Origin of the sequence: Pseudomonas sp. S3E12, from assembly GCF_001702295.1 — a bacterium.
Taxonomy (GTDB): domain Bacteria; phylum Pseudomonadota; class Gammaproteobacteria; order Pseudomonadales; family Pseudomonadaceae; genus Aquipseudomonas; species Aquipseudomonas marginalis.
In genome coordinates, this window is record NZ_MBDT01000029.1 from 369,654 (window position 1) to 393,705 (window position 24,052).

General features: G+C 62.0%; 18 protein-coding genes. 5 read left to right on the forward strand and 13 right to left on the reverse strand.

Annotation, left to right across the window (positions count from 1 at the left end):
* Positions 1-10 precede the first annotated feature (10 nt).
* From purH to BB029_RS23275, 10 genes are all read right to left on the reverse strand, one after another.
* Entirely contained in the window at positions 11-1,618 is a 1,608-nt protein-coding gene (gene purH, locus BB029_RS23230) for a bifunctional phosphoribosylaminoimidazolecarboxamide formyltransferase/IMP cyclohydrolase (RefSeq protein ID WP_065940933.1), read from the reverse strand.
* An 81-nt stretch (positions 1,619-1,699) separates the two neighbouring features.
* Positions 1,700-2,020, reverse strand: a complete 321-nt coding sequence (gene fis, locus BB029_RS23235) for a DNA-binding transcriptional regulator Fis (RefSeq protein WP_002555375.1) — start codon at positions 2,018-2,020, stop codon at positions 1,700-1,702.
* Complete coding sequence (gene dusB, locus BB029_RS23240; RefSeq protein ID WP_027607756.1) at positions 2,017-3,030, reverse strand: tRNA dihydrouridine synthase DusB; 1,014 nt, start codon at positions 3,028-3,030, stop codon at positions 2,017-2,019. The genes fis and dusB overlap by 4 nt, the downstream gene beginning before the upstream one ends.
* A gap of 185 nt (positions 3,031-3,215) precedes the next feature.
* Positions 3,216-4,454: a DUF3426 domain-containing protein gene (locus BB029_RS23245; protein WP_065940934.1), complete on the reverse strand. Its 1,239-nt coding sequence runs from the start codon at positions 4,452-4,454 to the stop codon at positions 3,216-3,218.
* 30 nt (positions 4,455-4,484) lie between these two features.
* Positions 4,485-5,363, reverse strand: a complete 879-nt coding sequence (gene prmA, locus BB029_RS23250; protein WP_065940935.1) for a 50S ribosomal protein L11 methyltransferase — start codon at positions 5,361-5,363, stop codon at positions 4,485-4,487.
* A gap of 217 nt (positions 5,364-5,580) precedes the next feature.
* Positions 5,581-6,942, reverse strand: coding sequence for an acetyl-CoA carboxylase biotin carboxylase subunit (accC, locus tag BB029_RS23255; protein ID WP_065940936.1), 1,362 nt, complete (start codon positions 6,940-6,942; stop codon positions 5,581-5,583).
* A 17-nt stretch (positions 6,943-6,959) separates the two neighbouring features.
* On the reverse strand, positions 6,960-7,424 hold the full coding sequence (gene accB / locus BB029_RS23260; protein ID WP_065940937.1) for an acetyl-CoA carboxylase biotin carboxyl carrier protein: 465 nt from the start codon (positions 7,422-7,424) through the stop codon (positions 6,960-6,962).
* A gap of 24 nt (positions 7,425-7,448) precedes the next feature.
* Complete coding sequence (gene aroQ / locus BB029_RS23265) at positions 7,449-7,904, reverse strand: type II 3-dehydroquinate dehydratase (protein WP_065940938.1); 456 nt, start codon at positions 7,902-7,904, stop codon at positions 7,449-7,451.
* Between the two features lie 307 nt (positions 7,905-8,211).
* Positions 8,212-10,173, reverse strand: a complete 1,962-nt coding sequence (locus BB029_RS23270; protein WP_065940939.1) for a methyl-accepting chemotaxis protein — start codon at positions 10,171-10,173, stop codon at positions 8,212-8,214.
* 53 nt (positions 10,174-10,226) lie between these two features.
* Complete coding sequence (locus BB029_RS23275) at positions 10,227-11,897, reverse strand: PleD family two-component system response regulator (RefSeq protein WP_065940940.1); 1,671 nt, start codon at positions 11,895-11,897, stop codon at positions 10,227-10,229.
* A gap of 389 nt (positions 11,898-12,286) precedes the next feature.
* Between BB029_RS23275 and BB029_RS23280 the strand changes: the two genes are divergently transcribed.
* The 4 genes from BB029_RS23280 (at position 12,287) to speA (ending at position 16,548) form a co-directional block, all read left to right on the forward strand.
* Entirely contained in the window at positions 12,287-13,264 is a 978-nt protein-coding gene (locus BB029_RS23280; protein WP_370468598.1) for a DUF2333 family protein, read from the forward strand.
* A gap of 2 nt (positions 13,265-13,266) precedes the next feature.
* Positions 13,267-13,803, forward strand: a complete 537-nt coding sequence (locus BB029_RS23285) for an NUDIX hydrolase (protein ID WP_065940941.1) — start codon at positions 13,267-13,269, stop codon at positions 13,801-13,803.
* Between the two features lie 316 nt (positions 13,804-14,119).
* On the forward strand, positions 14,120-14,491 hold the full coding sequence (locus tag BB029_RS23290) for a translation initiation factor Sui1 (protein WP_027607992.1): 372 nt from the start codon (positions 14,120-14,122) through the stop codon (positions 14,489-14,491).
* A gap of 143 nt (positions 14,492-14,634) precedes the next feature.
* Positions 14,635-16,548, forward strand: a complete 1,914-nt coding sequence (gene speA / locus BB029_RS23295) for an arginine decarboxylase (RefSeq protein ID WP_053134630.1) — start codon at positions 14,635-14,637, stop codon at positions 16,546-16,548.
* A 52-nt stretch (positions 16,549-16,600) separates the two neighbouring features.
* Here speA and BB029_RS23300 read toward each other — a convergent pair whose 3' ends face one another.
* From BB029_RS23300 to BB029_RS23310, 3 genes are all read right to left on the reverse strand, one after another.
* On the reverse strand, positions 16,601-16,912 hold the full coding sequence (locus tag BB029_RS23300) for a hypothetical protein (RefSeq protein WP_065940942.1): 312 nt from the start codon (positions 16,910-16,912) through the stop codon (positions 16,601-16,603).
* 132 nt (positions 16,913-17,044) lie between these two features.
* On the reverse strand, positions 17,045-17,476 hold the full coding sequence (locus BB029_RS23305) for a hypothetical protein (RefSeq protein ID WP_065940943.1): 432 nt from the start codon (positions 17,474-17,476) through the stop codon (positions 17,045-17,047).
* A gap of 94 nt (positions 17,477-17,570) precedes the next feature.
* On the reverse strand, positions 17,571-18,920 hold the full coding sequence (locus BB029_RS23310) for an MATE family efflux transporter (protein ID WP_065940944.1): 1,350 nt from the start codon (positions 18,918-18,920) through the stop codon (positions 17,571-17,573).
* A gap of 213 nt (positions 18,921-19,133) precedes the next feature.
* On the opposite strand from BB029_RS23310, the gene BB029_RS23315 reads away from it, so the two are divergent.
* Positions 19,134-24,029 carry an alpha-2-macroglobulin gene (locus BB029_RS23315; RefSeq protein WP_065940945.1) on the forward strand — a complete coding sequence of 1,632 codons (4,896 nt, stop codon included), beginning with the start codon at positions 19,134-19,136 and terminating at the stop codon, positions 24,027-24,029.
* The last annotated feature ends 23 nt before the right edge of the window (positions 24,030-24,052 follow it).

The window sequence follows — 24,052 nt, forward strand, 5'->3', positions numbered from 1 at the left end:
GCAGTGGTGTTTAGTGACGGAAGTGGCGCATGCCAGTGAAGACCATGGCAATGCCGGCTTCATCGGCAGCGGCGATCACCTCGGCATCGCGCATCGAGCCGCCCGGTTGGATCACGGCAGTCACGCCGGCTTTCGCGGCGTTGTCCAGGCCATCACGGAACGGGAAGAATGCATCCGACGCCATCACCGAGCCGGCCACCTGCAACCCGGCATGCTCGGCCTTGATCGCGGCGATACGCGCCGAGTTCACGCGGCTCATCTGGCCAGCGCCGACACCGATGGTCTGGCGGTTCTTGGCGTAGACGATGGCGTTGGATTTAACGTACTTGGCCACTTTCCAGGCGAAGATCAGGTCGTTGATCTCTTGCTCGGTCGGGGCGCGCTTGGTCACTACCTTGAGGTCTGCGCTGCCGATCATGCCGATATCGCGGCTCTGTACCAGCAGGCCGCCATTGACGCGCTTGTAGTCCCAGGCAGCGGCACGTTCAGCCGACCACTCGCCGCAGGCCAGCAGGCGCACGTTGGCTTTGGCCGCCACGATGGCGCGGGCTTCTTCGCTCACGGAAGGGGCGATGATCACTTCGACGAACTGACGCTCGACGATGGCCTTGGCCGTCTCTGCATCCAGCTCACGGTTGAAGGCGATGATGCCGCCGAACGCGGATTCGGTGTCGGTGGCGTAGGCCAGTTCGTACGCCTGGCGAATGCCGCCTTCAGCGTCCGGGCTCACGGCCACGCCGCACGGGTTGGCGTGCTTGACGATCACGCAGGCCGGCTTGACGAAGCTCTTCACGCATTCCAGCGCGGCGTCGGTGTCGGCCACGTTGTTGTAGGACAGTTCTTTGCCTTGCAGTTGGGTCGCAGTGGCGATGCCCACTTCGGCAGGCTTGGCTTCCACGTAGAACGCCGCGCTCTGGTGCGGGTTCTCGCCGTAGCGCATTTCCTGAGCCTTGATGAACTGGCTGTTGAAGGTGCGCGGGAACTGGCTGCGGCCTTCTGTGCTCAGGGTTTCGGCGGTCTGGTTCACGGTGCCCATGTAGTTGGCGATCATACCGTCGTAGGCGGCGGTGTGTTCGAACGCCTTGAGCATCAGGTCGAAACGCTGGGCGTAGGTCAGGCCGCCGGCTTTCAGGCTTTCCAGCACCTGGGCGTAGTCGCCGGCGTTGACCACGATGGCCACGTCTTTATGGTTCTTGGCCGCCGAGCGAACCATGGTCGGGCCGCCGATATCGATGTTTTCGATGGCGGTCGGCAGGTCGCAGCCCGGCTTGTTGATGGTGGCTTCGAACGGGTAGAGGTTGACGGCCACCAGGTCGATCGGCTTGATGCCGTGCTCGGTCATGATGGCGTCGTCGATGCCGCGACGGCCGAGGATGCCGCCGTGGATTTTCGGGTGCAGGGTCTTGACGCGACCGTCCATCATTTCTGCGAAACCGGTGTAGTCCGCCACTTCCACTGCGGCCACGCCGTTGTCCTGCAGCAGCTTGAAGGTCCCGCCCGTGGAGAGGATTTCCACGCCCAGGGCTTCCAGCTCCCGGGCAAATTCGAGGATCCCGGTCTTGTCGGAGACACTGATCAAGGCGCGGCGGATCGGCAGGCGGGTAGTCTGGTCGGTCATTTCAATTTCCATCAAAAGCAAAGGAGTCAGCAAAAAAGGCGACCGGTTTTACGCGGGCGCCTTTCTGGTTTGATTGAATGCTTACAGCAAATCGTATTGCTTGAGCTTTTTGCGCAAGGTGCCACGGTTGAGGCCCAGCAGCTCACTGGCTTTGGTCTGGTTGCCCTTGACGTAGTTCATCACGCTTTCGAGCAGGGGCGCCTCGACTTCGGAGAGCACCAGGTTGTACACGTCCGTGACGGAAGCGCCCTCAAGGTGGGCGAAATAATTATGCAGCGCCTTCTCGACACTCCCGCGAAGGGTCTGGCCTTCTTCGCTCGGCGTGTTGAGGTGCTGTTTCAAATTGACGTTGTCGCTCACGGGTGTTGTTCCACTCACTAAAGTCTCGGTCATCATCGTCATGCGGCCACCCATTCTCCGTCCCCTGCTCTCAGGCTCTTGTCTCGTTCGGCAAAAAACTCACGAACGGCGGTGACCTGTGCTTGCGTTTCATCCAAACGATTGAACCCGGCGCGAAACTCCCTGGCGCCTGGCAGGGTTGCGAGATACCAACCCACATGCTTGCGAGCAATACGCACGCCCATCACCTCTCCATAGAAGGTGTGAAGTGCAGCCAGATGCTCTAGCAGAATACGTTCCACCTCGACCAGTTCCGGCGCCGGCAGGACTTCACCCGTACGCAGGAAATGCTCGACCTCACGAAAAATCCACGGCCGCCCCTGGGCGGCCCGGCCAATCAACACACCATCGGCACCGGTGGCGTGCAGCACGCGCCGGGCTTTTTCGGCCGAGTCGATGTCGCCATTGGCAAATACCGGCATCGACACCGCCTGCTTGATCGCGGCGATGGTGTCGTACTCGGCTTCACCGGTGTAAAGGTCGGCGCGGGTGCGACCATGCACCGCCAGCGCTGTAATGCCTGCCTGTTCGGCGATCTTCGCCACCGTCAGGCCGTTCTTGTTGTCCCGGTCCCAACCGGTACGAATCTTCAGGGTCACCGGCACATCCACTGCGGCAACAACGGCCTGCAGGATCTCGGCAACCAACTGCTCATCTTTCAACAGCGCGGAACCGGCGGCCTTATTGCAGACCTTCTTGGCCGGGCAGCCCATGTTGATATCGATGATCTGTGCGCCCAACTCCACGTTGGCCCGGGCCGCATCCGCCAGCATCTGCGCATCACCGCCGGCGATCTGGACCGAGCGGGGCTCGGGATCACCTTCGTGGATCATGCGCATCCGCGATTTGCGGGTGTTCCACAAGCTCATGTCGCTGGTGACCATTTCCGAGACTACTAGACCCGCGCCCAAACGCTTGCACAGCTGACGAAAGGGCTGGTCGGTGACGCCCGCCATCGGGGCGAGAATCAAGCCATTCTGCAATGTATATGGGCCGATGCGTACCGCCGACATAGGACTTCCCTGTTGTGGGGCCGGATCATTAGAGTTCGAAAAAGGGTTGGCATGATACCCGCTCTCGATGACTGGATAAAGGCTGAATTGGATAAAATCTGAACAGTTATTTCTTTATCGCCGCCGGTTTGGATGGGCGGTGACCAATCAATACTCCACCGTCAAGCGACGGTGCGTAGGCCGATTCACTCGGGCGAGTGGAAGCTCAGGCTGTAATTCACGGCTTTATTGCCCGGATCGAGGATATCCAGGGAGATATGGATCGGGGTTTGTGATGGCATTTCGCTCACCCCGGCCAACTCGCCGCTCAGGTATTCGGCGGGCTTGAAGCGACGACTGGCAATCAGGTTGCCGTTGAGGTCGGCGAAACGCAGTTCCAGCAGCGGAAAGGGCTGGGAGAACGTCGCGCGGTTATAGATGATCGCATCCACCACCAGCGCCCCGGCGAACTCAGGGTGGCTGCGTACCACCAGGTTGCTGCTCTTGATATGGGCGATATCGACCCGCGACGGCACTGTGCAGCCCAGTGTCGGGCACAGTTGCTGGAACCACGGGCGGTAAGCGTCCTGGCGGGCCAGGTCGTCGAATTGATAGGCAATGTACTGCGCGGCCAGGCCGGCGGCGGCGATCAGTACCAGCAGCACCCAGATCAGGCGACGGCCCAGGCCCTGCGGGCGTTTTTGCGCGTACAGGTGCAGAGGGTCGTCTTCCAGGTCCTGGAGCAGGTCGTCATGGACGCCGGCCTCGGGACGTGGGCGCTTGCGACGGGATTGCGCGCGCTCTTCGGGCTCCGCTTCATCCGCTGCCGCTGTCAGGGGCGTGAACGGCGGGTCGATGTGTTCATCTTCCGGGGGGGAGCGCAGCGCGGGCTCATCGTCGAGGTGCAACGACATGGAGGGCTCGGTGCGCTGCCGGGTCGCAGGGGCTTTGGTCGGTTCAGGTTCGTCTTCGGAGGCGTTGGCGCGTTCTTCAGGCGGTTCGCTGAACAGGCTGGCGGCCCATTTCTCTTCTTCGGCCTTGACGGTTTCGCGGCTGGCGCTGAGAGCGTCTTCTTTCTGCCGGCGGTCGGCACCAGGCTGGCGGCGTTCCGCGCCTACGGGCAGCGTGTGCTGAATCTCGCGGCGTTCCAGCTTGGCCAGTTCCTGGTCCAGGTCCAGATTGTCCAGGTCCAGCTCTTCGGCGCTCCACTGCTTCTGGCTGATTGCCCGCTGGGGCTCAGGCGCGGCTTCGCGCGCAGGCTCGATCGTGGCCGGTTGCTCCGGCGCAGGCGCCTGGGCGCGCTGCTCCAGCAGCTGGCGGGCAGCGTTGAAGACTTGCAGGCACGAGCCGCAGCGAACCACGCCGCGAGCCACGCTCAATTGGGCGTGGTTGACGCGAAAGCGGGTTTGGCAATGCGGGCACTGGGTGACGAAACTGTCGGTCATGCGGCCATCCGATTCAGGCAAGCGCTCATTCTAGCGCCGACGTCCGCTGATGCGTACCCAGCCATCACGGTTAGCGATCGGGTCCAGCTCGAAATCCTTGGCGTAGGCGGCGGCGACATCTTCGCCCTGCTCGGCGAGGATGCCCGACAGCGCCAGGCGCCCGCCCGGCTTGACCAGGCTCGACAGTTGCGGCGCCAGGGACACCAGCGGGCCGGCGAGGATATTGGCGACCAGCACGTCGGCCTGCACCTGGGGCAAATCCTGCGGCAGGTAGAGCGGGAATTTGTCTTCAGGTACGTTGTTGCGCCCGGCGTTATCCCGGGACGCTTCCAGGGCCTGCACGTCGATGTCGGTGCCCACGGCCTCCTTGGCGCCCAGCAACAGGGCGGCGATCGCCAGGATCCCCGAGCCGCAGCCGAAATCCAGCACGTGGCTGTCGGTCAGGTCCTGGCCGTCCAGCCACTCCAGGCACAGCGCGGTGGTGGGGTGGGTGCCGGTGCCGAATGCCAGGCCCGGATCCAGCAGCAGGTTGACCGCGTTCGGCTCCGGGGCGGCATGCCAGCTCGGCACGATCCACAGGCGCTGGCCGAAGCGCATCGGCTGGAAGTTGTCCATCCAGCTGCGTTCCCAGTCCTGGTCTTCGATGATTTCGCTGTGATGCTCGGGCAACGGGCTGCCGGTGAGCAATTCCATATGGGCCAGCACGGCGGCGGCGTCGGTGCCGTCTTCGAACAGCGCCAGCAAATGGGTGTGGGACCACAGCGGGGTGGTGTTGAGTTCCGGTTCGAAGATCGGTTGGTCTTCGGCATCCATGAAGGTCACCGAGACGGCGCCCACTTCGAGGAACGCGTCTTCGTAGGTTTCGGCTTGTTCTGGGCTGATGGCGAGACGGACTTGCAGCCAAGGCATGGCGGGCACCTTTGAAAAAAATGAGTGTGCAGCGGGGTAGGCTGCGAAAGCGCGCAAGTTTACGCGAGCGAACAGCATAAGACGACATTACTGAGTGAATGCGGACCAAATGTGGGAGGGGGCAAGCCCCCTCCCACATTTGGACTGTGTGCATCCTGGAAAACAGGTGTGCAGAAACAACAAAGCCGCCCGAAGGCGGCTTTGTTGGGTGGAGCACTTACTGGTTGGCCAGCTTGTGTTCCAGGTAGTGAATGTTCACACCACCTTCGCAGAAGCCTTCATCACGAACCAGGTCCCGGTGCAGCGGGATGTTGGTCTTGATGCCGTCGACCACGATTTCGTCCAGGGCATTGCGCATACGGGCCATGGCCTCGTCGCGGGTCGCGCCCCAGGTGATCAGCTTGCCGATCAGCGAGTCGTAGTTGGACGGAACCTTGTAGCCGCTGTACAGGTGCGAATCCACACGTACGCCGTTGCCGCCGGGCGCGTGGAAATGCTTGACCAGGCCAGGGCTTGGGATAAAGGTCTTCGGGTCTTCGGCGTTGATCCGGCACTCCAGGGAGTGGCCGTGGAGCTTCACGTCTTCCTGGGTGAAGGACAGCACGTTGCCGGCGGCGATGCTGAGCATCTCCTTGACGATGTCGATACCGGTGACCATCTCCGACACCGGGTGCTCTACCTGCACGCGAGTGTTCATCTCGATGAAGTAGAAGCGGCCGTTCTCGTAGAGGAACTCGAAGGTGCCGGCGCCGCGGTAGTTGATGTCGATGCACGCCTTGACGCAGCGAGCCAGGACTTCCTGGCGAGCGGTTTCGTCCAGGCCTGGTGCCGGTGCTTCTTCCAACACCTTCTGGTGACGACGTTGCAGCGAGCAATCGCGGTCGCCCAGGTGGATGGCGTGGCCCTGGCCGTCGGACAGCACCTGCACTTCCACGTGACGTGGGTTGGTCAGGTACTTCTCCAGGTAGACCATCGGGTTGCCGAACCAGGCAGCCGCTTCGGAGCGAGTCTGCTTGGCGGCTTCGATCAGCTCTTCTTCCTTGTGCACCACGCGCATGCCGCGACCACCACCGCCACCGGCGGCCTTGATGATCACCGGGTAGCCGACTTCGCGACCAATGCGCAGTGCGGTTTCCTCGTCTTCAGGCAGCGGGCCGTCGGAGCCCGGAACGGTTGGCACGCCGGCCGCGATCATGGCGTCCTTGGCCGATACCTTGTCGCCCATCAGGCGAATGGTTTCGGCTTTCGGGCCGATGAAGGCAAACCCGGATTTTTCCACCTGTTCGGCGAAATCGGCGTTTTCCGCGAGGAAGCCGTAGCCCGGGTGGATGCCATCAGCGCCGGTCACTTCTGCTGCGGCGATGATGTTCGAGACTTTCAGGTACGAGTTCGTGGCCAGTGGCGGGCCGATGCAGATGCTTTCGTCCGCCAGTTTCACGTGCATCAATTCGGTATCGGCCGTCGAGTAAACAGCGACGGTCTTGATGCCCTCTTCCTTACAGGCGCGCAGGATACGCAGCGCGATCTCGCCGCGGTTGGCGATCAGGACTTTTTGCAGTTTCTTCGCAGGTTTCAACATCGAAGGCGCTCCGCGGTTCAAACGATGGTGAACAGCGGCTGGTCGTACTCAACCGGCTGACCGTTTTCTACCAGGATGGATTCGATGACGCCGGCTTTTTCGGCCGTGATGTGGTTCATCATCTTCATCGCTTCAACGATGCAGATGGTGTCGCCCACTTTCACGGTCTTGCCCACTTCAACGAAGGCTGGCGAGGTCGGTGCCGGGGTGCGGTAGAACGTACCGACCATTGGCGACTTGACCACGAAACCGTTCAGCGCTGGGGCAGCCGGTGCGGCAGGTGCAGCGGCAGCAGCAGGCGCTGCGGCGGCCGGAGCAGCAGCTGGAGCCGGTGCTTGCATCTGGGGTGCGTAGAACTGTTGGGCCGGGGTCTTGCTGTGGCGGCTGATCCGTACGGACTCTTCGCCTTCCTTGATTTCCAGCTCGTCGATACCGGATTCTTCCAGCAGTTCGATCAGTTTCTTAACTTTACGGATATCCATGAATCATCAACTCCCAAGGGTCGGTCAGGGGCGCTTGGCCGGTTGTTCAAGCTGTTCCAGGGCGGCCTCCAGGGCCAGTCGGTAACCGCTGGCGCCAAGGCCGCAGATCACTCCTACCGCAACGTCGGAGAAGTAAGAGTGATGGCGGAAAGGTTCGCGTTTGTGCACGTTCGATAAATGCACTTCGATGAATGGGATGCTCACCGCCAGCAGCGCGTCACGTAATGCAACGCTTGTGTGCGTAAAAGCGGCGGGATTGATCAGGATAAAGTCCACGCCTTCGCTACGGGCGGCATGGATGCGATCAATCAATTCATACTCGGCATTGCTTTGCAGGTAGAGCAAATGGTGGCCGGCTTCACGTGCCCGTCGTTCCAGGTCAAGGTTGATCTGATCGAGGGTCACTGCCCCGTAGACGCCCGGTTCACGGGTGCCGAGCAGGTTCAGGTTGGGTCCGTGAAGAACCAGTAAGGTCGCCATCGGCTGTTCCTTGTTATTGATGTGGGCAAGGCAGAACCCGGCGACTATGCCGCAAAGCCTTTGTGACTGTCCAGTTCTATGCAGTAGGCGGCACGATTAGCGAGGATTGCGCAAAATTTATGACTGGGGGCTGGGATCCGGTCATTGGTAATACGCCCTTGAATACTGTGGAGATCAAATGTGGGAGGGGGCTTGCTCCCGATTGCAGTGTGTCAGTATCGACATCTGTAACTGATCCACCGCTATCGGGAGCAAGCCGCCTCCCACATTTTGATCTTCATTTGATTTTGGATCTTCATGGGGCAGGTCAGACGCGGAACGCCTGCACTGCCGTATTGAGCTGCCCACCCAGCACCAGCAAATGCTCACCCTGGCTGCGGCCGTGGCCGATGCGCAGCAAATTATCCTCGCCGAGCTGATGAATCCGCTCGCTGTTGTCGCGAATCTCACTCACGGCGCCACTTTGCTGCGCCGTTACATCGGCAATCCGCACGGCGGTGGCGGAAATGGTCTGGATCGCGCCGACGATTTCATCCAGCGCGCCATCCGCAGCCTGGGCTTGCTGGGCGGTAGCCTCGGCGTGTTCAACCTGGGCGCGCATGCCCTGCACCGATTGATGCGCAGCGGTTTGCAGGCCGGTGATCAAGGCCTGGATCTCGGCGGTGGCGCCAGCGGTGCGTTGGGCCAGGGTGCGCACTTCGTCGGCGACCACGGCAAATCCGCGCCCGGCCTCACCGGCGCGTGCGGCTTCGATGGCGGCGTTGAGCGCCAGCAGGTTGGTCTGGTCGGCAATCGAGCGAATCACGGTCAATACGCCGCCAATGGTGGCGGACTCCTCGGCAAGTTTCTCGATCATCTGCGCATTTTGCTGCACTTCACCCACCAGCGCGTGCAGGCCGGTCAGGCTCAGGCCGATCACGCGCTGGCCTTGCTCAACCGCCTGGCCAGCGCTGCGGCTGGCGCCGGCCGCAGCGCTGGCATCACCGGCGACTTGCTGGATGGTGGCTTCCAGTTCGCCCAGGGAGTCACGAATCTGCGCGGTATCCCCGGCCTGGCGTTCGGCGCCGTCGTGCAGGCCACTGCTCAGTTCGGCCAGGGCGCGGCTGCTGCCGGCCACTTCTTCGGCATTGCCACGGATGGTACCCACCAGATCCACCAGGTAGGCGCGTAGACGGTTGAGGGACGCTTCGATGTCGCGCAGTTCGCGGTTGGTCTTGCCCAAGGTGATCGGTTGGCTGAAGTTGCCCTCGCCCCAGGTCGACAAGGCCGGGGCCAGGTTGGTCAGCACCCGCGCCAGGCGCCGTTGCAGGGTGTCGATCAGCAGGGCGATCAGCAGAATCAGGCCGATCATCACGCCTTGCATCAGGCGCACTTCGCCCTGGATCTTGCCGTGTTGCGCGCGCACCACCGGCTCGAGGCCGGCGATGGCCTGCTGAACGGCGGCGATTTTCAAGTGGGTGGCGGCGCCCAGGTCGGCACGCTGCTGGATCTGCGTGCGGGTGCGCTGGAGTTCGGCGGGGTAGCGGGCCAGCAGGCCGTTGAGTTCGCGCTTGAGGTCGACGCCAGTGTCCTGGGCTTCGGTTTTTGCGCTGTTTTCCAGGCCCATCAAGGCCGAAAAATCATCGGTGTTGGATTCTGCGCTGGCCTTTACCCCGAGTAATGGCAGTTGCTCCAGCAGGTCGGCCTGGCTGCGCATATTGCCGACTTCGCGTTCCACATCGTCCGCCAGTTCCGCGCGGCCGCTGCTCACCAGTTTGTCGCGGGCCAGGGACAGCTTGCCCAGGTGCTGTGAGGCTGCCAACAGCGGCGGCAGGTAGCGCGCGGCTTCGGGGGTGTTGACGCCTATGGCGTACTGGCTCAACTGCTCCAGGTTGGCGCCCAGCTCCCGCTCGGCCTGCAGCAACAGGGCTTGTGGGTCACCTGCCAACTTACCGGCCGCCAGCAGGTCGGTCTTGCTGAAGGCATCCAGGTCCGCAAGGCTGGGGCGCAGGTTCTGTGCGAGGTCGGCGGGCAGTTCATCCAGGTGCTGCAACAGGTTTTCCAGGCTCTGGCTGGCACTGCTCAAGCGCAATGCATCACCGCTGGCGAGGTAGTCGTCGATATTGCGCGCGGCCTGGTTCTGGAAGGTCTGTGACAGGCCGAGGTAGCGTTCCATCAGCAAATAAGGCTGTTCCAGCGCCCGTTGCGACCACCACAGCGTCGCTCCAAGTGCCAGGCACACGGCCACCAGCAGGAGGGTATTGAGATTGGTCAGCAGCTTCAGGCGCATGCGGGGTATCAACCGACAGCAAAAGGTAAGTGCCTGAAGTTATTGCGTTTTCATTACAGGGTTATGACGGAATCAGTGGATTCTGGTGAAAAGGTGGCACTTTGCTTTGACGTGCGCGCCGCTTGCACGCGGTTACGCCCGGCGTCCTTGGCGCGGTACAGCGCCTCGTCGGCCTGGGCGGCCATCATCAGGCTGTCGGAGCCGTCACACAGCTCCACCACCCCGGCGCTGAAGGTGCACCACAAATCCTGCGGCTGCGCCGGATAGTGAATCTCGGCAAAGCGCCCACGAATTTCATCCAGCACCTTGCAGGCCGAGTCCAGGTCGGTGTCGGGCATCACGATGGCGAATTCTTCACCGCCGTAGCGGCCGATGTAATCGGTCTTGCGCAGGCGTTGCTTGAGAAACAGCGCCAGGCTCTTGATCACGCGGTCGCCCATGGGGTGGCCATGGCTGTCATTGACCCGCTTGAAGTGATCGATGTCGAGCATGGCAAAGCTCAACGGCTTGTTCTCGCGGCGCGCGCGGAAGCTGCAGTCTTCGAGCAGTTGCAGGATATGGGTGTGGTTGTACAACCCGGTCAGGCTGTCGCGCACCATCCGCGCCTTGAGGTTGCGCGCACGGGCGGCGCGGTTGCGCACCGTGGTGATCAGGTGGCGCGGCTTGATCGGTTTGGTGAGGAAGTCGTCGCCGCCTTCGCTCATGGCGTCCAGTTGCTTGTCCAGGTCGTCTTCGGCCGACAGGTAGATGATCGGCACGCTGACATAACGGTCGTTGTGGCGAATCACCTTGGCCAGTTCGGTGCCGGTACAGGCCGGCATGTACATGTCGAGGATGATCAGGTCGGGCTGGAAGTCTGCCAGCTCGGCCATGGCCTGGATCGGCTCGATCAAAGTGCGGGTGACGATGCCGGCACTGTTGAGCAAGCGCTCGGTGTGCAGCGCCTGGGCCCGCGAGTCGTCGATGATCAGCACTTTGTACGGTTCGTACTGGGCGACGCAGGTCAGCACTTCGATCTTTTCCAGCAGGCTGGAGGCTTCCAGCGTGCCGGTGAGGAATTCCTGGCCGCCGGCGCGCACGGCGGCGAGGCGAGTGGGGGTGTCGGTTTCGTGCAGGCTGAAAAACAACAGCGGCAGCTTATGCTCCAGGCCTTCCTGGGCTTCGGCGGCGAGCTTGAGGCCCAGGCCGGTGCCGCAGAAGTCCACGTCCATCACGATCGCCGACGGCAGGCGCTCGGCCATGGACGCGCGAAACGCCGCGACGCTGTCCAGGGACTGGGCGCTCATGCCAAAGAATTCCAGCTGCTTGGCCAGGCGCTCGGCGCGGTCGTGATCGGCCAGCATCACGTAGATCGGCTTGCGCATCGGCGGCAGGAAGGTTTGTTCCAGCTGGTCGCCCTGGCGCAGGCCGGTGCGGGACAGGCGCTGCATCAAGCGGTTGAGCTCGGTGATCAACTGGCTGCTCAGGCGCCCGCGGTTTTCGTCCACGGCCTTGAGCGATTCGCCGATGTGCCGGGCCAGTTGGCCGTGCTCGGGTTGTTCGAAACGCTCGGCGAAGCGCTGCAGGCGCAGGTTGGCCTCGCTGAGTTCGGAGAGGTCGGCGCCTGACCATTCGCTGCGTTGCAGGCGCTGCCAGATCTCAAGAATTTGACGTGCCTGATGAATTACCCGCTGGGCAAAATGCTGCTTGAGACGCTCACGGCTGGGGTCTTCTGGCTCGGTCATATCCTGACTACTAGTGAGGGTGCATGCTGAGGTCGAACTGATGGCTCTATGCTAGCACCTCTTTTCAATGGGATGAGTGTCATATGTCAATTAACTGTGTGTCCCTGATATTCAGTTGGTGACCTGACGGTCGCGCAGCTTAAAAAGCGTGCATCCTTTATAGTCGAATGCTTGCCGTATGCACGTTTGGTGAAAAGCCCCGCATGGGCGGGCACGATGGGGTAGGGTTGTGGTCGGAGTGTTTGAACGCACGCCCTCAATTCAAGTGCATGAACTCAAGTGATTGAAAGGATATCGCCATGCTGGACTGGAAAAACCGTGCGGGCAGTGCCAAAGGCCCTGCCCCTGAGCCCAAGTCGGCCAACCGCAGCTATTTTCGTACTCTGCTGATGAGCCGAGCCGTGCTCAGTGTGCTCGGCCTGTATCTGTTGGTCACCGGCGCCCTGGGCTGGTACTGGAGCGAAGAGCCGGCGCTGTTCCCGGTCCAGCAGAATGCGCAGCTTGCCGCCGAGAAGGAAGGCAAGCAGATGGTGGTGGGCTATACCACCGTCGAAACCCTCAAGACCGTGGTCGGCACGTTGCTGAACAAGCCCGGTGGCTATATTTCCAACGACCGTTTCCCGCCGGGCCTGTGGATGGACAACATGCCCAGTTGGGAATACGGCGTGCTGGTGCAGGTGCGCGACCTGACCCGCGCCCTGCGTAAAGACTTCGCCCGCTCCCAGTCGCAGTCGGCCGAAGACGCCGACTTGGCCAAGGCCGAGCCGCGCTTCAACTTCGACAACAAGAGCTGGGTGCTGCCGTCCAGTGAGTCGGAGTACCAGGAAGGCATCAACTCCCTGAGCCGCTATGAAGCGCGCCTGTCCGACCCGAACCAGCGTGGCGCCTTGTTCTATGCCCGCGCCGACAACCTGAACAACTGGCTGGGCGATGTGGCCACCCGCCTGGGCTCGCTGTCGCAACGCCTGTCGGCCAGCGTGGGCCGGGTCAAATTGAACACCGCACTGAAAACCGAAGCCCTGGCGCCGGGTGAAGTGCCGCAGGTCGACGAAGAGGTGGTGGAAACCCCATGGATGCAGATCGATAACGTGTTCTACGAGGCCCGTGGCCAGGCCTGGGCGCTGTCCCACCTGTTGCGTGCCATCGAAGTCGACTTTGCCGACGTGCTGGCCAAGAAAAACGCCACCGTCAGCGTGCGCCAGATCATTCGTGAGCTGGAGGCTTCGCAAGAGCCGGTCTGGAGCCCGATGATCCTCAACGGCAGCGGTTTCGGCGTATTGGCTAACCATTCGCTGGTCATGGCCAACTACATTTCCCGGGCCAATGCGGCGGTGATCGATTTGCGTCAACTGCTCAACCAGGGTTGATGATGGACGCTGCTCAAAACGAGGCCGCGCACCGTGCGGCCTCTGATGCCGAACTGATCTGCTGGGTCGACGAGCGGGACAACCTGCTTGGCCATCTCGTCAGGTCCGATTTGCGCCAGCGCGGCTTGATCGGCCGTTGCACCTTTATCTTTCTGTTCAATTCCAAGGGTGAGCTGTGCGTGCATCGGCGCACCCTGAGCAAGGCCCTGTACCCGGGGTTCTGGGATACGGCGGCGGGCGGGATGGTCGCGGCGGGCGAATCCTACGCGTTATCGGCAGCCCGCGAGTTGGAAGAGGAGCTGGGTGTCGGCGGGGTGGAACTGACCGAGCATGACCATTTCTACTTTGAGGATGGCGACAGCCGGCTCTGGTGCAAATCCTACTCGGCGATTTGGGATGGGCCATTGCGCCTGCAGCCTGAAGAAGTCATGGAGGCGCGCTTTTTGCCCGTGGAAACGGTCCTGCAGGAAGCCGAGCACAAGCCTTACTGCCCGGACGCCCAGGAGGGCTTGCGGCGCTATCTGGCCTCACGTCGCTAAAGCTGCATAAATTGGCGCCATTTGGCTCTTAGCAAGTGGGCTTTTTGCCGTTACACTGCGCGACTTTTCACCCGAACCGCCATTGTTGCACCCTGGGATCACTGTAGGAGCGAGCTTGCTCGCGAAAAACTCAAGAGCGCCGCGTGCATTCGGAATGCACGCGTCATCGTTGACGATTTTCGCGAGCAAGCTCGCTCCTACAGGTGGGGATTAGCCTTGGCGGCTCGGTAGCGCTGCCCCTGCCTGAGTGGGGCTTCGCGGTCGGTCGTCCCTTAGCGGAGGCCGATCAGTCTTTGTCCTCCCGAGAGGATTGCCGGTGGCCAAAAAAGCCGCATCCTTCGCCGCCCTCGGCGGCCTGGTATTTTCCACCGACGCAGGTCGACACTGCCCGGACTGTCGTCAGCCCGTGGATTCGTGTACCTGCAAACAGACCCTGATCCCCGAAGGCGACGGTATTGCCCGCGTGCGCCGCGAAAGCAAAGGCCGTGGCGGCAAGACGGTGACCACCATCACCGGCGTGCCGTTGGCCGAAGAGCCGCTCAAGGCACTGGCCACCACGCTGAAAAAGCGCTGTGGCACCGGTGGCGCGTTGAAAGACGGTGTCATCGAGATCCAGGGCGATCACGTCGAACTGCTGTTGGCCGAGCTGATCAGGCTGGGTTACAAGGCCAAGAAGTCCGGCGGCTGAAAGCCTCTTCCCAACCTGTGTCTAAACTCTGTCCTGCGAGTGGGGTCTACCTTGCTTACAGGCAAATCGTCATTTTCATTCTTTAGACTGCGCCAGCCTCGAACGAGAGGCGGCGCCTTCGCCTTCATTTATAGGGGACTTCGATGTCCGTACGACGCACACGCAAAGACGATGGCAGCCAATGGACAGTTGCGGATAGCCGCAGTGTTTACGGGATTCGCCATTGGGGGGCCGGGTATTTCGCGATCAATGATGCCGGTCGCGTTGAAGTCCGTCCGAACGGCCCGAACAGCACACCCGTCGACCTTTACGAGCAAGTGGACGAGCTGCGCAAGAGCGGCCTTTCCCTGCCGCTGCTGGTGCGCTTTCCCGACATCCTGCAAGACCGTGTACGCCAGCTGACCGGCGCTTTCGACGCCAACATCGAGCGCCTGGAATACCAGAGCAAGTACACCGCGCTGTACCCGATCAAGGTGAACCAGCAGGAAGCGGTGATCGAGAACATCATCGCCACCCAGAATGTTTCCATCGGCCTCGAAGCCGGCTCCAAGCCTGAGCTGCTGGCTGTGCTGGCCCTGGCGCCGAAGGGCGGCACCATCGTCTGCAACGGTTATAAAGACCGCGAGTTCATCCGCCTGGCGCTGATGGGCCAGAAGCTCGGCCACAACGTGTTTATCGTGATCGAGAAAGAGTCCGAGGTTGAACTGGTGATCGAAGAGGCCGCCAGCCTCAAGGTCAAGCCACAGGTGGGCCTGCGCGTGCGCCTGTCGTCCCTGGCGTCGAGCAAGTGGGCGGACACCGGTGGCGAGAAGTCCAAGTTCGGCTTGTCGGCAGCGCAATTGTTGTCGGTGGTCGAGCGCTTCCGCGCGGCAGGCCTGGACCAGGGCATCCGCCTGCTGCACTTCCACATGGGTTCGCAGATCGCCAACCTGGCCGACTACCAGCATGGGTTCAAGGAAGCCATTCGTTATTACGGCGAACTGCGCAACCTCGGCCTGCCGGTGGACCACATCGACGTCGGCGGCGGCCTGGGCGTGGACTACGACGGTACTCACTCGCGTAACGCCAGTTCGATCAACTACGACATGGACGACTACGCCGGTGTGGTCGTGGGCATGCTCAAGGAATTCTGCGACGCCCAGAGCCTGCCGCACCCGCATATCTTCTCCGAAAGCGGCCGCTCCCTGACCGCCCACCACGCCATGCTGGTGGTGCAGGTCACTGACGTCGAAAAACACAACGACGAAATCCCGCTGATCGAGAACAAGGAAAGCCTGCCGGAAACCGTGCAATGGCTGGTGGACCTGCTCGGGCCGACCGACATCGAAATGGTCACCGAAACCTACTGGCGCGCCACCCACTACATGAGCGACGTGGCCACCCAGTACGCCGACGGCAAACTGACCCTGGCCGAGAAAGCCCTGGCCGAACAGTGCTACTTCGCCGTGTGCCGCCGCCTGCACAACTCGCTCAAAGCCCGCCAGCGCTCGCACCGCCAGGTGCTGGACGAACTCAACGACAAGCTGGCCGACAAGTACATCTGCAACTTCTCGGTGTTCCAGAGCCTGCCGGACACCTGGGCCATCGGCCAGGTCCTGCCGATTTTGCCGCTGCACCGTCTCGACGAAGAGCCGTTGCGCCGTGCTGTGCTGCAAGACCTGACCTGCGACTCCGACGGCAAGATCAAGCAGTACGTCGACGAGCAGAGCATCGAGACCAGCCTGCCGGTGCACGCCTTGAACGAAGGCGAGGACTACCTGCTGGGCATCTTCCTGGTCGGCGCCTACCAGGAAATCCTCGGCGACATGCACAACCTGTTCGGTGACACCGACTCGGTGAACATCTACCAGCGCGAAGACGGTTCGGTGTACAGCGCCGGTATCGAGACCCACGACACCATCGAAGACATGCTGCGCTATGTGCACTTGTCGCCGGAGGAGTTGATGACTCACTACCGTGACAAGTGCGCCAGCGCGAAGATCAGTGCCAGTGAGCGTACGCAGTTCCTCGACGCCTTGCGTCTGGGCCTGACGCGTTCGTCATACCTGTCGTCCTGATGCTGGGTCGAACGACGCGCGGGGTTTCTCGCGGGTCGTATCGGTGGGCGGTTCAGTACGCGACCAGGCAGAGCTTGACCGAGCATTGGTCTGGGTTGAACTGAAGGACAACCCGGTCAAGTCTGTCGGCACCGGTGGTGGTGGGCGTCACCGTGACATTTTGGCCATTAAAGGGCAGTTCAATATTTGCACCTGAATCGAGGGTATGTCGCTCGGTTCCTTGGAAGAGCGTCAGATTGGACCGGCTACTGTTTGTAACACGCAGTCTGTCCTCGATAGTGTTCGGCCCTTGCCCATTGGTGCATCCCGCGATGCTCGCCAGTGTGCAAGCCGTAGCGATCCAAAGCGCTTTCGTGATGTTCATATCCGACTCTCCTTGAATCTATGGGATGGGTTTTACCCATGGCCATTCAACGCCCGGAATGTCGGTCTGTAACCTGTCAAAACTAACAGTTCACGCACTTTTCTATCAATGGCAGGGCCACCGATTCGATACCTACTGGACAATCAGGCAATAACTGGTTTTTTTGCACGTTTCATTTTGTGGGGTCAGGGTGATGAACTTGATGGTGGCATCCTTCGTGGCTGGTGTCAGGCTGATAGCCCCTTGGGTCAAGTTCAGGCTCAGCTTCTGATCCGGATCATTATCGGCGCTCAAATCGGAACTCTTTTGCCTTGAGGGCAAAGTCTGCTGCTTCATCTTTTTTTGGGCTAAGTAAATCGGGAAATTGCTGTTGTTCCAGATCTCAACCGAGGAGAGTGAAAGCTCGGCTGCCGGTGCTGGAGTTGCACCAGGCGCTTGGACCGAGGGGATAAAAACTTGGCCGGACGGCGTGATGTCAGGGTTGCTTTCAGCATCCGCCATGACGGGTTGCATCCAGGTTGCGATTAGCGCAATAGCGATGCCGAGGGGAGGGTTGATGTTCATGAGAGTCGTCCTTGCCCGTATTGAAACGTAATTGCCCGGATCGGGCATTCGTCCCAATTCAACTCTCATGTTGAATCTTTGTAACCTGTGAAAACTAACAGGTCGAATCGCCGAGCCATTCGTTCCTTTTGCTCAGGCGCCACGCAATGGCCCACAAGGTGAAACTGCGCAGCGCCATAAACAGCAGGAAGCTGATCCACAGGCCGTGATTGCCGTACCCCTGTAGCAGCCAGGCGAACGGCAGTAGGATTAGCACCGTCAGCAACATGCCATTGCGCATTTCCTTGGCGCGCGTAGCGCCGATAAACAACCCATCCAACAGATAACTCCACACCGCAATCAACGGCAGTACCGCCAGGTACGGCAGGTAGAGATCGGCGGTTTCGCGCACGCTGGGGATATCGGTCTGCATGGCAATAAACAGGTGGCCGGCGAAGGTGAACAGCAGAGCAAACCCCACACTGGCGATCAGCGACCAACCGCCGGCGACCACCAGCGAACGGCGCAGCGCGGCGCGGTCATGGGCGCCGATGGCGTGTCCGCACAAGGCTTCGACCGCGTGGGCCAGGCCGTCCAGCGCGTGAGCGGTCAGCAACAAGCCATTGAGCAATAGAGCATTGGCTGCCACGGTGGCATCGCCCAGGCGTGCGCCTTGCACCGTGATCATGAAAAATACCGACTGCAGCGCCAGGCTGCGGATAAAGATGTCGCGGTTCACCGCCAGCAACGGGCGCCAGCTTTGCCACCGTTTCAACACGGCCCAGGCGATATGCCCGGGGTAGGCGCGCAGGGCTTTTTGCGTGAGGGCCAGGCCAAGCAGGGCGCCGGTCCATTCGGCGATCACCGATGCGCGGGCCGAGCCGACCACGCCCCAGTCCAGGCCCAGTACAAACCACAGGTTCAGGGCGATGTTGACCAGGTTGGTGGTCAACAGGATTGCCAATGGCGCCCGGGCGTTTTGCGTGCCGAGGAACCAGCCCACCAGCGCGTAGCTGGCCAGCGCGGCGGGCAGGCCGAACAGGCGGGTGTGGAAGAACTCGCGGGTCAATTGGTTGAGTTCGGGGGACGGTTGCATCCATTCCAGAGCCAGATGGCTCAGGGGGATGCCGACGGTCCCCAGCAACATCGCCAGCCCCAGCGCCAGCAGCAAACCTTGCAGCAGGATCTGTCGCAGTGCCGCACCATCCTTGCGCCCGGCGGCCTGGGCGGCGAAACCGGTGGAACCCATGCGCAGAAAACCCATGGCCCAGGCGAGGAAGGTATACAGGCTGGCACCGACGGCCACGGCGCCCAGTTGGTGGGCGTGGGGCAGGTGGCCGATGACCATGCTGTCGACCAGTGCCACCAACGGCACGGAGATGTTCGAAAGAATCATCGGCGCGGCCAAAGCCCATACGCGGCGATGGGTAGGGCGGTCGCGCCAGTCGGTCAGTAAGGTGGACATGCGGGCTCCTTGGGGGAGCGGCATTGTAACCGCCCATTGGCAGCGCAACAGGGCCAATGTGGAATGGAGCCCTATGCCTGTGGGATTTGGCTGGGACTTGAGACCGTTGAGAACCAACTCACCCTCCGTCGGTCAATGTGACCAGCGCCACATCGGCTTGGCCGGCGCTGATATATAGTTCACCCCTCGGTTCCCTCTGACTACGAGTGCCCCATGCTTAACAAAGGATTGTTCCTGGCCTGCGCGCTGGCCCTGCTGAGCGCCTGCGATTCTTCCGATAAACCGGCAGCACCGCCTGCGCCCACCGTGGCGACGGCGCCGAAACCGGCCAAGGCCGCGGTGGATGTAGCGGCGCTCAAGCAGCGTTATGCCGGGCGTGAGTTGAGTGTGGTGGACGTGTCCGAGGTACAGTTGGACGGCGCCAGCACCTTGTCGGTGAGTTTTTCCATTCCGTTGGACCCGGAGCAGAAGTTTGCCGACAAACTCCATCTGGTCGACAGCAAGTCCGGCAAGGTCGATGGCGCCTGGGAGCTGTCCGATAACCTCATGGAGCTGCGCCTGCGTCATCTGGAACCCCAGCGCAAACTGGTGCTGACGGTGGATGCCGGGGTGAAGGCGGTCAACGCCAACACGCTCGCCGCCGAGTACATCGCGCGCCTGGAAACCCGTGACCTGCAAGCCACCGTCGGCTTCGCCAGCCGTGGCACATTGTTGCCGACGCGCCTGGCCGAAGGCCTGCCGGTGATCGCATTGAACGTCGACAAGATCGACGTTGAATTCTTCCGTATCAAACCCGAATCCCTGCCGTCGTTCCTGGCGCAGTGGGGGCGCAATACCAGCCTGCAAAGTTATGAATCCCGCGAACTGCTGCCGCTGGCCGACCTGGTCTACGGCGGCCGTTTCGACCTGAACCCGGCGCGCAATACCCGTGAAACCCTGCTGCTGCCGATTGCCGGCCTCAAGCAATTGCAGCAACCGGGCGTGTACCTGGCGGTGATGCGTGCTTCGGGCACCTACAACTATTCGCAACCGGCCACGCTGTTTACCTTGAGCGATATCGGCCTGTCGGTGCACCGCTACGCCAATCGCCTGGATGTATTTACCCAGGCGCTGGAAGGTGGCAAGGCGTTGGATGGCGTCGACCTCGAAGTGCTCGACGCCGACGGCCGTGTGCTGGGCCAGGGCAAGACCGAAAAGGGCGGTCACGCTGAGTTGCCGTTGCCGAAAAAGGCCCAGGTGCTGCTGGCCAAACAGGGTGAGCAGACCAGTCTGCTGCGCCTGGACAGTGCTGCGCTGGATCTGGCCGAGTTCGATATCGGCGGCCAACCTTCCCATCCGTTGCAGTTCTTTGTGTTCGGCCCGCGCGACCTGTATCGCCCTGGCGAAACCGTGCTGCTCAACGCCCTGCTGCGGGACAAGGACGGCAACGCGGTCAAGCCGCAGCCGGTGAGTGTCGAAGTGCGTCGCCCGGATGAACAGGTGAGCCGCAAGTTCGTCTGGGATGCCGATGCCTCGGGCCTCTATCAATATCAACTGCAGCTGGCCGGCGAAGCACCGACCGGCCGCTGGCAGTTAGTGTTCGACCTGGGCGATGGCAAGCCGCAGCTGTATGAATTCCTCGTCGAAGACTTCCTGCCCGAGCGCCTGGCGCTGGAACTCAAGGGCAGCGACACGGCATTGAGCCCGGCGGATAACCCGGTGATCAAGGTCAACGGTCGCTACCTCTACGGTGCTCCCGCGTCGGGCAATCGCGTCAGCGGGCAAGTCTATGTGCGCCCCCTGCGCGAAGCGGTCAAGTCGCTGCCGGGCTATCAATTCGGCTCCGTCACCGAAGAGGAACTGAGCCAGGACTTCGAGCTGGACGAAAGCGTGCTCGACGCCAAGGGCCAGGAAGAACTGACCCTGGAAAGCAAATGGTCCGAGGCCAAATCCCCCCTGCAACTGATCGTGCAGGCCAGCCTGCACGAGTCGGGCGGGCGGCCGATCACCCGGCGCCTGGTGCAGCCGATCTGGCCGGCCGAGCAATTGCCGGGCCTGCGTGGGCTGTTTGACGGCAAGGAAACCAATGGCGATGGCCCGGCAGAGTTCGAAGTGCTGGTGGCCAACCAGGACGGGCAGAAACTTGCCGCGCAAAACCTTAAGGTCCGCCTGGTTCGCGAGCGCCGTGACTACTACTGGAACTACTCCGACAGCGATGGCTGGAGCTATCACTACAACGAGAAATTCCTCAACCTCGACGAACAGACCCTGGACATCAAGGCCGGCGATACCGCCAAGGTCAGCTTCCAGGTGGAGTGGGGCCCGTACCGTGTCGAGGTCGAAGACCCGCAGACCGGCCTGGTCAGCAGCCTGCGCTTCTGGGCCGGCTACCAGGCCCAGGACAACACCGAAGGTGGCGCCGTACGGCCCGATCAGGTCAAGCTGGCGCTGGATAAACCCGCCTATGGCGACGGCGATACCGCCAACGTCACGGTCACGCCGCCGGCGGCCGGTAAAGGCTACCTGTTGGTGGAGTCCGCCGAAGGGCCGCTGTGGTGGCAGGAAATCGACGTGCCGGCCGAAGGTAAAAGCTTTGCCGTGAAGCTTGATCCGAAATGGTCGCGCCATGACCTGTACGTCAGCGCCCTGGTGATTCGTCCCGGCGAGCGCAAAGCCAATATCACCCCCAAACGCGCGGTAGGCCTGCTGCATCTGCCGCTGGATCGCACCCAGCGCAAGCTTGGCGTGACCCTGACCGCGCCGGAAAAAATGCGCCCGAAACAACCGCTGACGGTGAAGATCGCCGCCAAAAACGCCGATGGCAGCGTGCCGAAACAGATGCACGTGCTGGTGGCGGCGGTGGACGTGGGCATCCTCAATATCACCGAATACCCGACGCCGGACCCGTACTCCAGCCTGTTCGGCCGCAAGGCCTATGGCGTGGACCAGTTCGATATCTACGGCCAATTGATCGAAGCCGGGCAGGGCCGCCTGGCCAGCCTGGCCTTTGGCGGTGACGCCGCGCTGGCCAAGGGCGGCAAGCGTCCGGACACCAGTGTGACCATCGTCGCCCTGCAAAGCGCGCCGGTGACCTTGAATGAGCAGGGCGAGGGTGAAGTCAGCGTCAACATCCCCGACTTCAACGGCGAACTGCGCCTGATGGCCCAGGCCTGGAGCGACGACCGCTACGGCATGGCCGAAGGTAAGACCGTGATCGCCGCGCCGCTGATCGCCGAGCTGTCGGCGCCGCGCTTCCTCGCCGGCGGTGACCAGACGACGTTGGCCCTGGACCTGTCCAACCTGTCGGGCAAGGCGCAGAAACTCGATGTGCAACTGAGTGCCGAAGGGCAGTTGGAGCTGGTCAACAGCGGCGCGCAAACCGTCGAGCTCAAGCAAGGCCAGCGCACCACCCTGCGTATCCCGGTGAAAGCCTGGGGTGGCTTGGGTCAAGGCAAGGTGAAGGTCACGGTCAATGGCCTGGACCTGCCCGGTGAGAACCTGCCGCCGTTCAGCCGCGAATGGACCCTGGGTGTGCGCCCGGCCTACCCGGCGTTGCTCAAGCATTACCGCGCGGTGCTCAAGGGCGAGCCGTGGAGCCTGCCCGCCGGCGCATTGGATCAATTCGATGCCTCTGGGCGTGAGGCGCTGCTGAGCCTGTCGAGCCGGCCGCCGCTGAACCTGGGTGCGCAGATCTCGGCGCTCAAGGCCTACCCTTATGGTTGCCTGGAGCAGACCGCCAGTGGTCTGTACCCGTCGCTGTATGCCGACGACGCGCTGCTCAAGCGCCTGAGCATCAAGGGCGAGCCGGATGCCGAGCGCAAACGCAAGATCGAGCTGGGCATCGAACGCCTGCTGGGCATGCAGCGCTACAACGGCAGCTTCGGTTTGTGGGGCGCCGATGGCGAAGAGGAGTATTGGCTGACGGCTTATGTCACCGACTTCCTGTTGCGTGCCCGTGACCAGGGCTTCGCGGTACCGCCCGAAGCGCTGAAAAAAGCCAGCGAGCGCCTGCTGCGTTATGTGCAGGAGCGCAACCTGATCGAAGTCGACTACAGCGACAACGCTGACCACACGCGCTTTGCCGTGCAGGCCTACGCCGGCATGGTACTGGCGCGCAGTCAGCAGGCGCCGTTGGGGGCGCTGCGCAGTATTTTCGAGCGGCGCAGCGACGCGCGTTCCGGGTTGCCGTTGGTGCAGTTGTCCATCGCATTACAAAAGATGGGTGACCAGCCCCGCGCGGATCAAGCCTTGCTGGCCGGGCTGGCGGCGCAACGCAGCGCCAAGGAATGGCTGGCTGACTACGGCAGCCCGCTGCGCGATCAGGCGATGATCCTGGCATTGCTGGAAGAAAACGACTTGGCCAAGGGCAAGCGTGAGGAGCGCTTGTTTAGCCTGTCCGATCAGTTGGCGGCCAGCCCGTACCTGTCGACCCAGGAGCGCAATTCGCTGTTCCTGGCCGGGCGCTTGGGGTTCGCCCAGCCCGAGTCGGCCTGGAAGGTCCTGCTCAATGGCAGCGGTGGGGAACATGAGCTGAACAATCAACAATCGACGCTGGACCTGGAAGGCAAACTGCTTTCCAGCGATCTGAGCCTGACCAATCAGAGCGATGTGCCGGTCTACCAGCAACTGACGATCTCGGGTTATCCCCAGGTGCCACCGACACCGGGCGGCGACAACCTGAGCATCCGCCGGGAATACCTGGGCATGAATGGCCAACCGCTGAACCTGCGCAACCTCAATAGCGGCGATCTGGTGCTGGTGCACCTGGCCGTGAGCGCCAAGCAGCGCGTGCCGGATGCCTTGGTGGTCGACCTGTTGCCTGCGGGCCTGGAGCTGGAAAACCAGAATCTGGCACAAAGCGCGGCCAGCCTGGAAAACGCCAGCAGCCAGGTGAAGGAATGGCGCGAGTCGATGCAGAACGCGGCGCTCAAGCATCAGGAGTTTCGTGATGACCGTTACGTGGCGGCCATCAACCTCGACGGCGATGGCACCACGCACTTGCTGTACCTGGCCCGTGCCGTGACACCGGGCACTTACCGCGTGCCGCCGCCGCAGGTGGAGTCGATGTACCGGCCGAACTGGCAGGCGGTGGGGGAAACGCCGGCGGATCTGGTGATCAAGGGACGCTGAAATTTGACGGTTGATCACTGTAG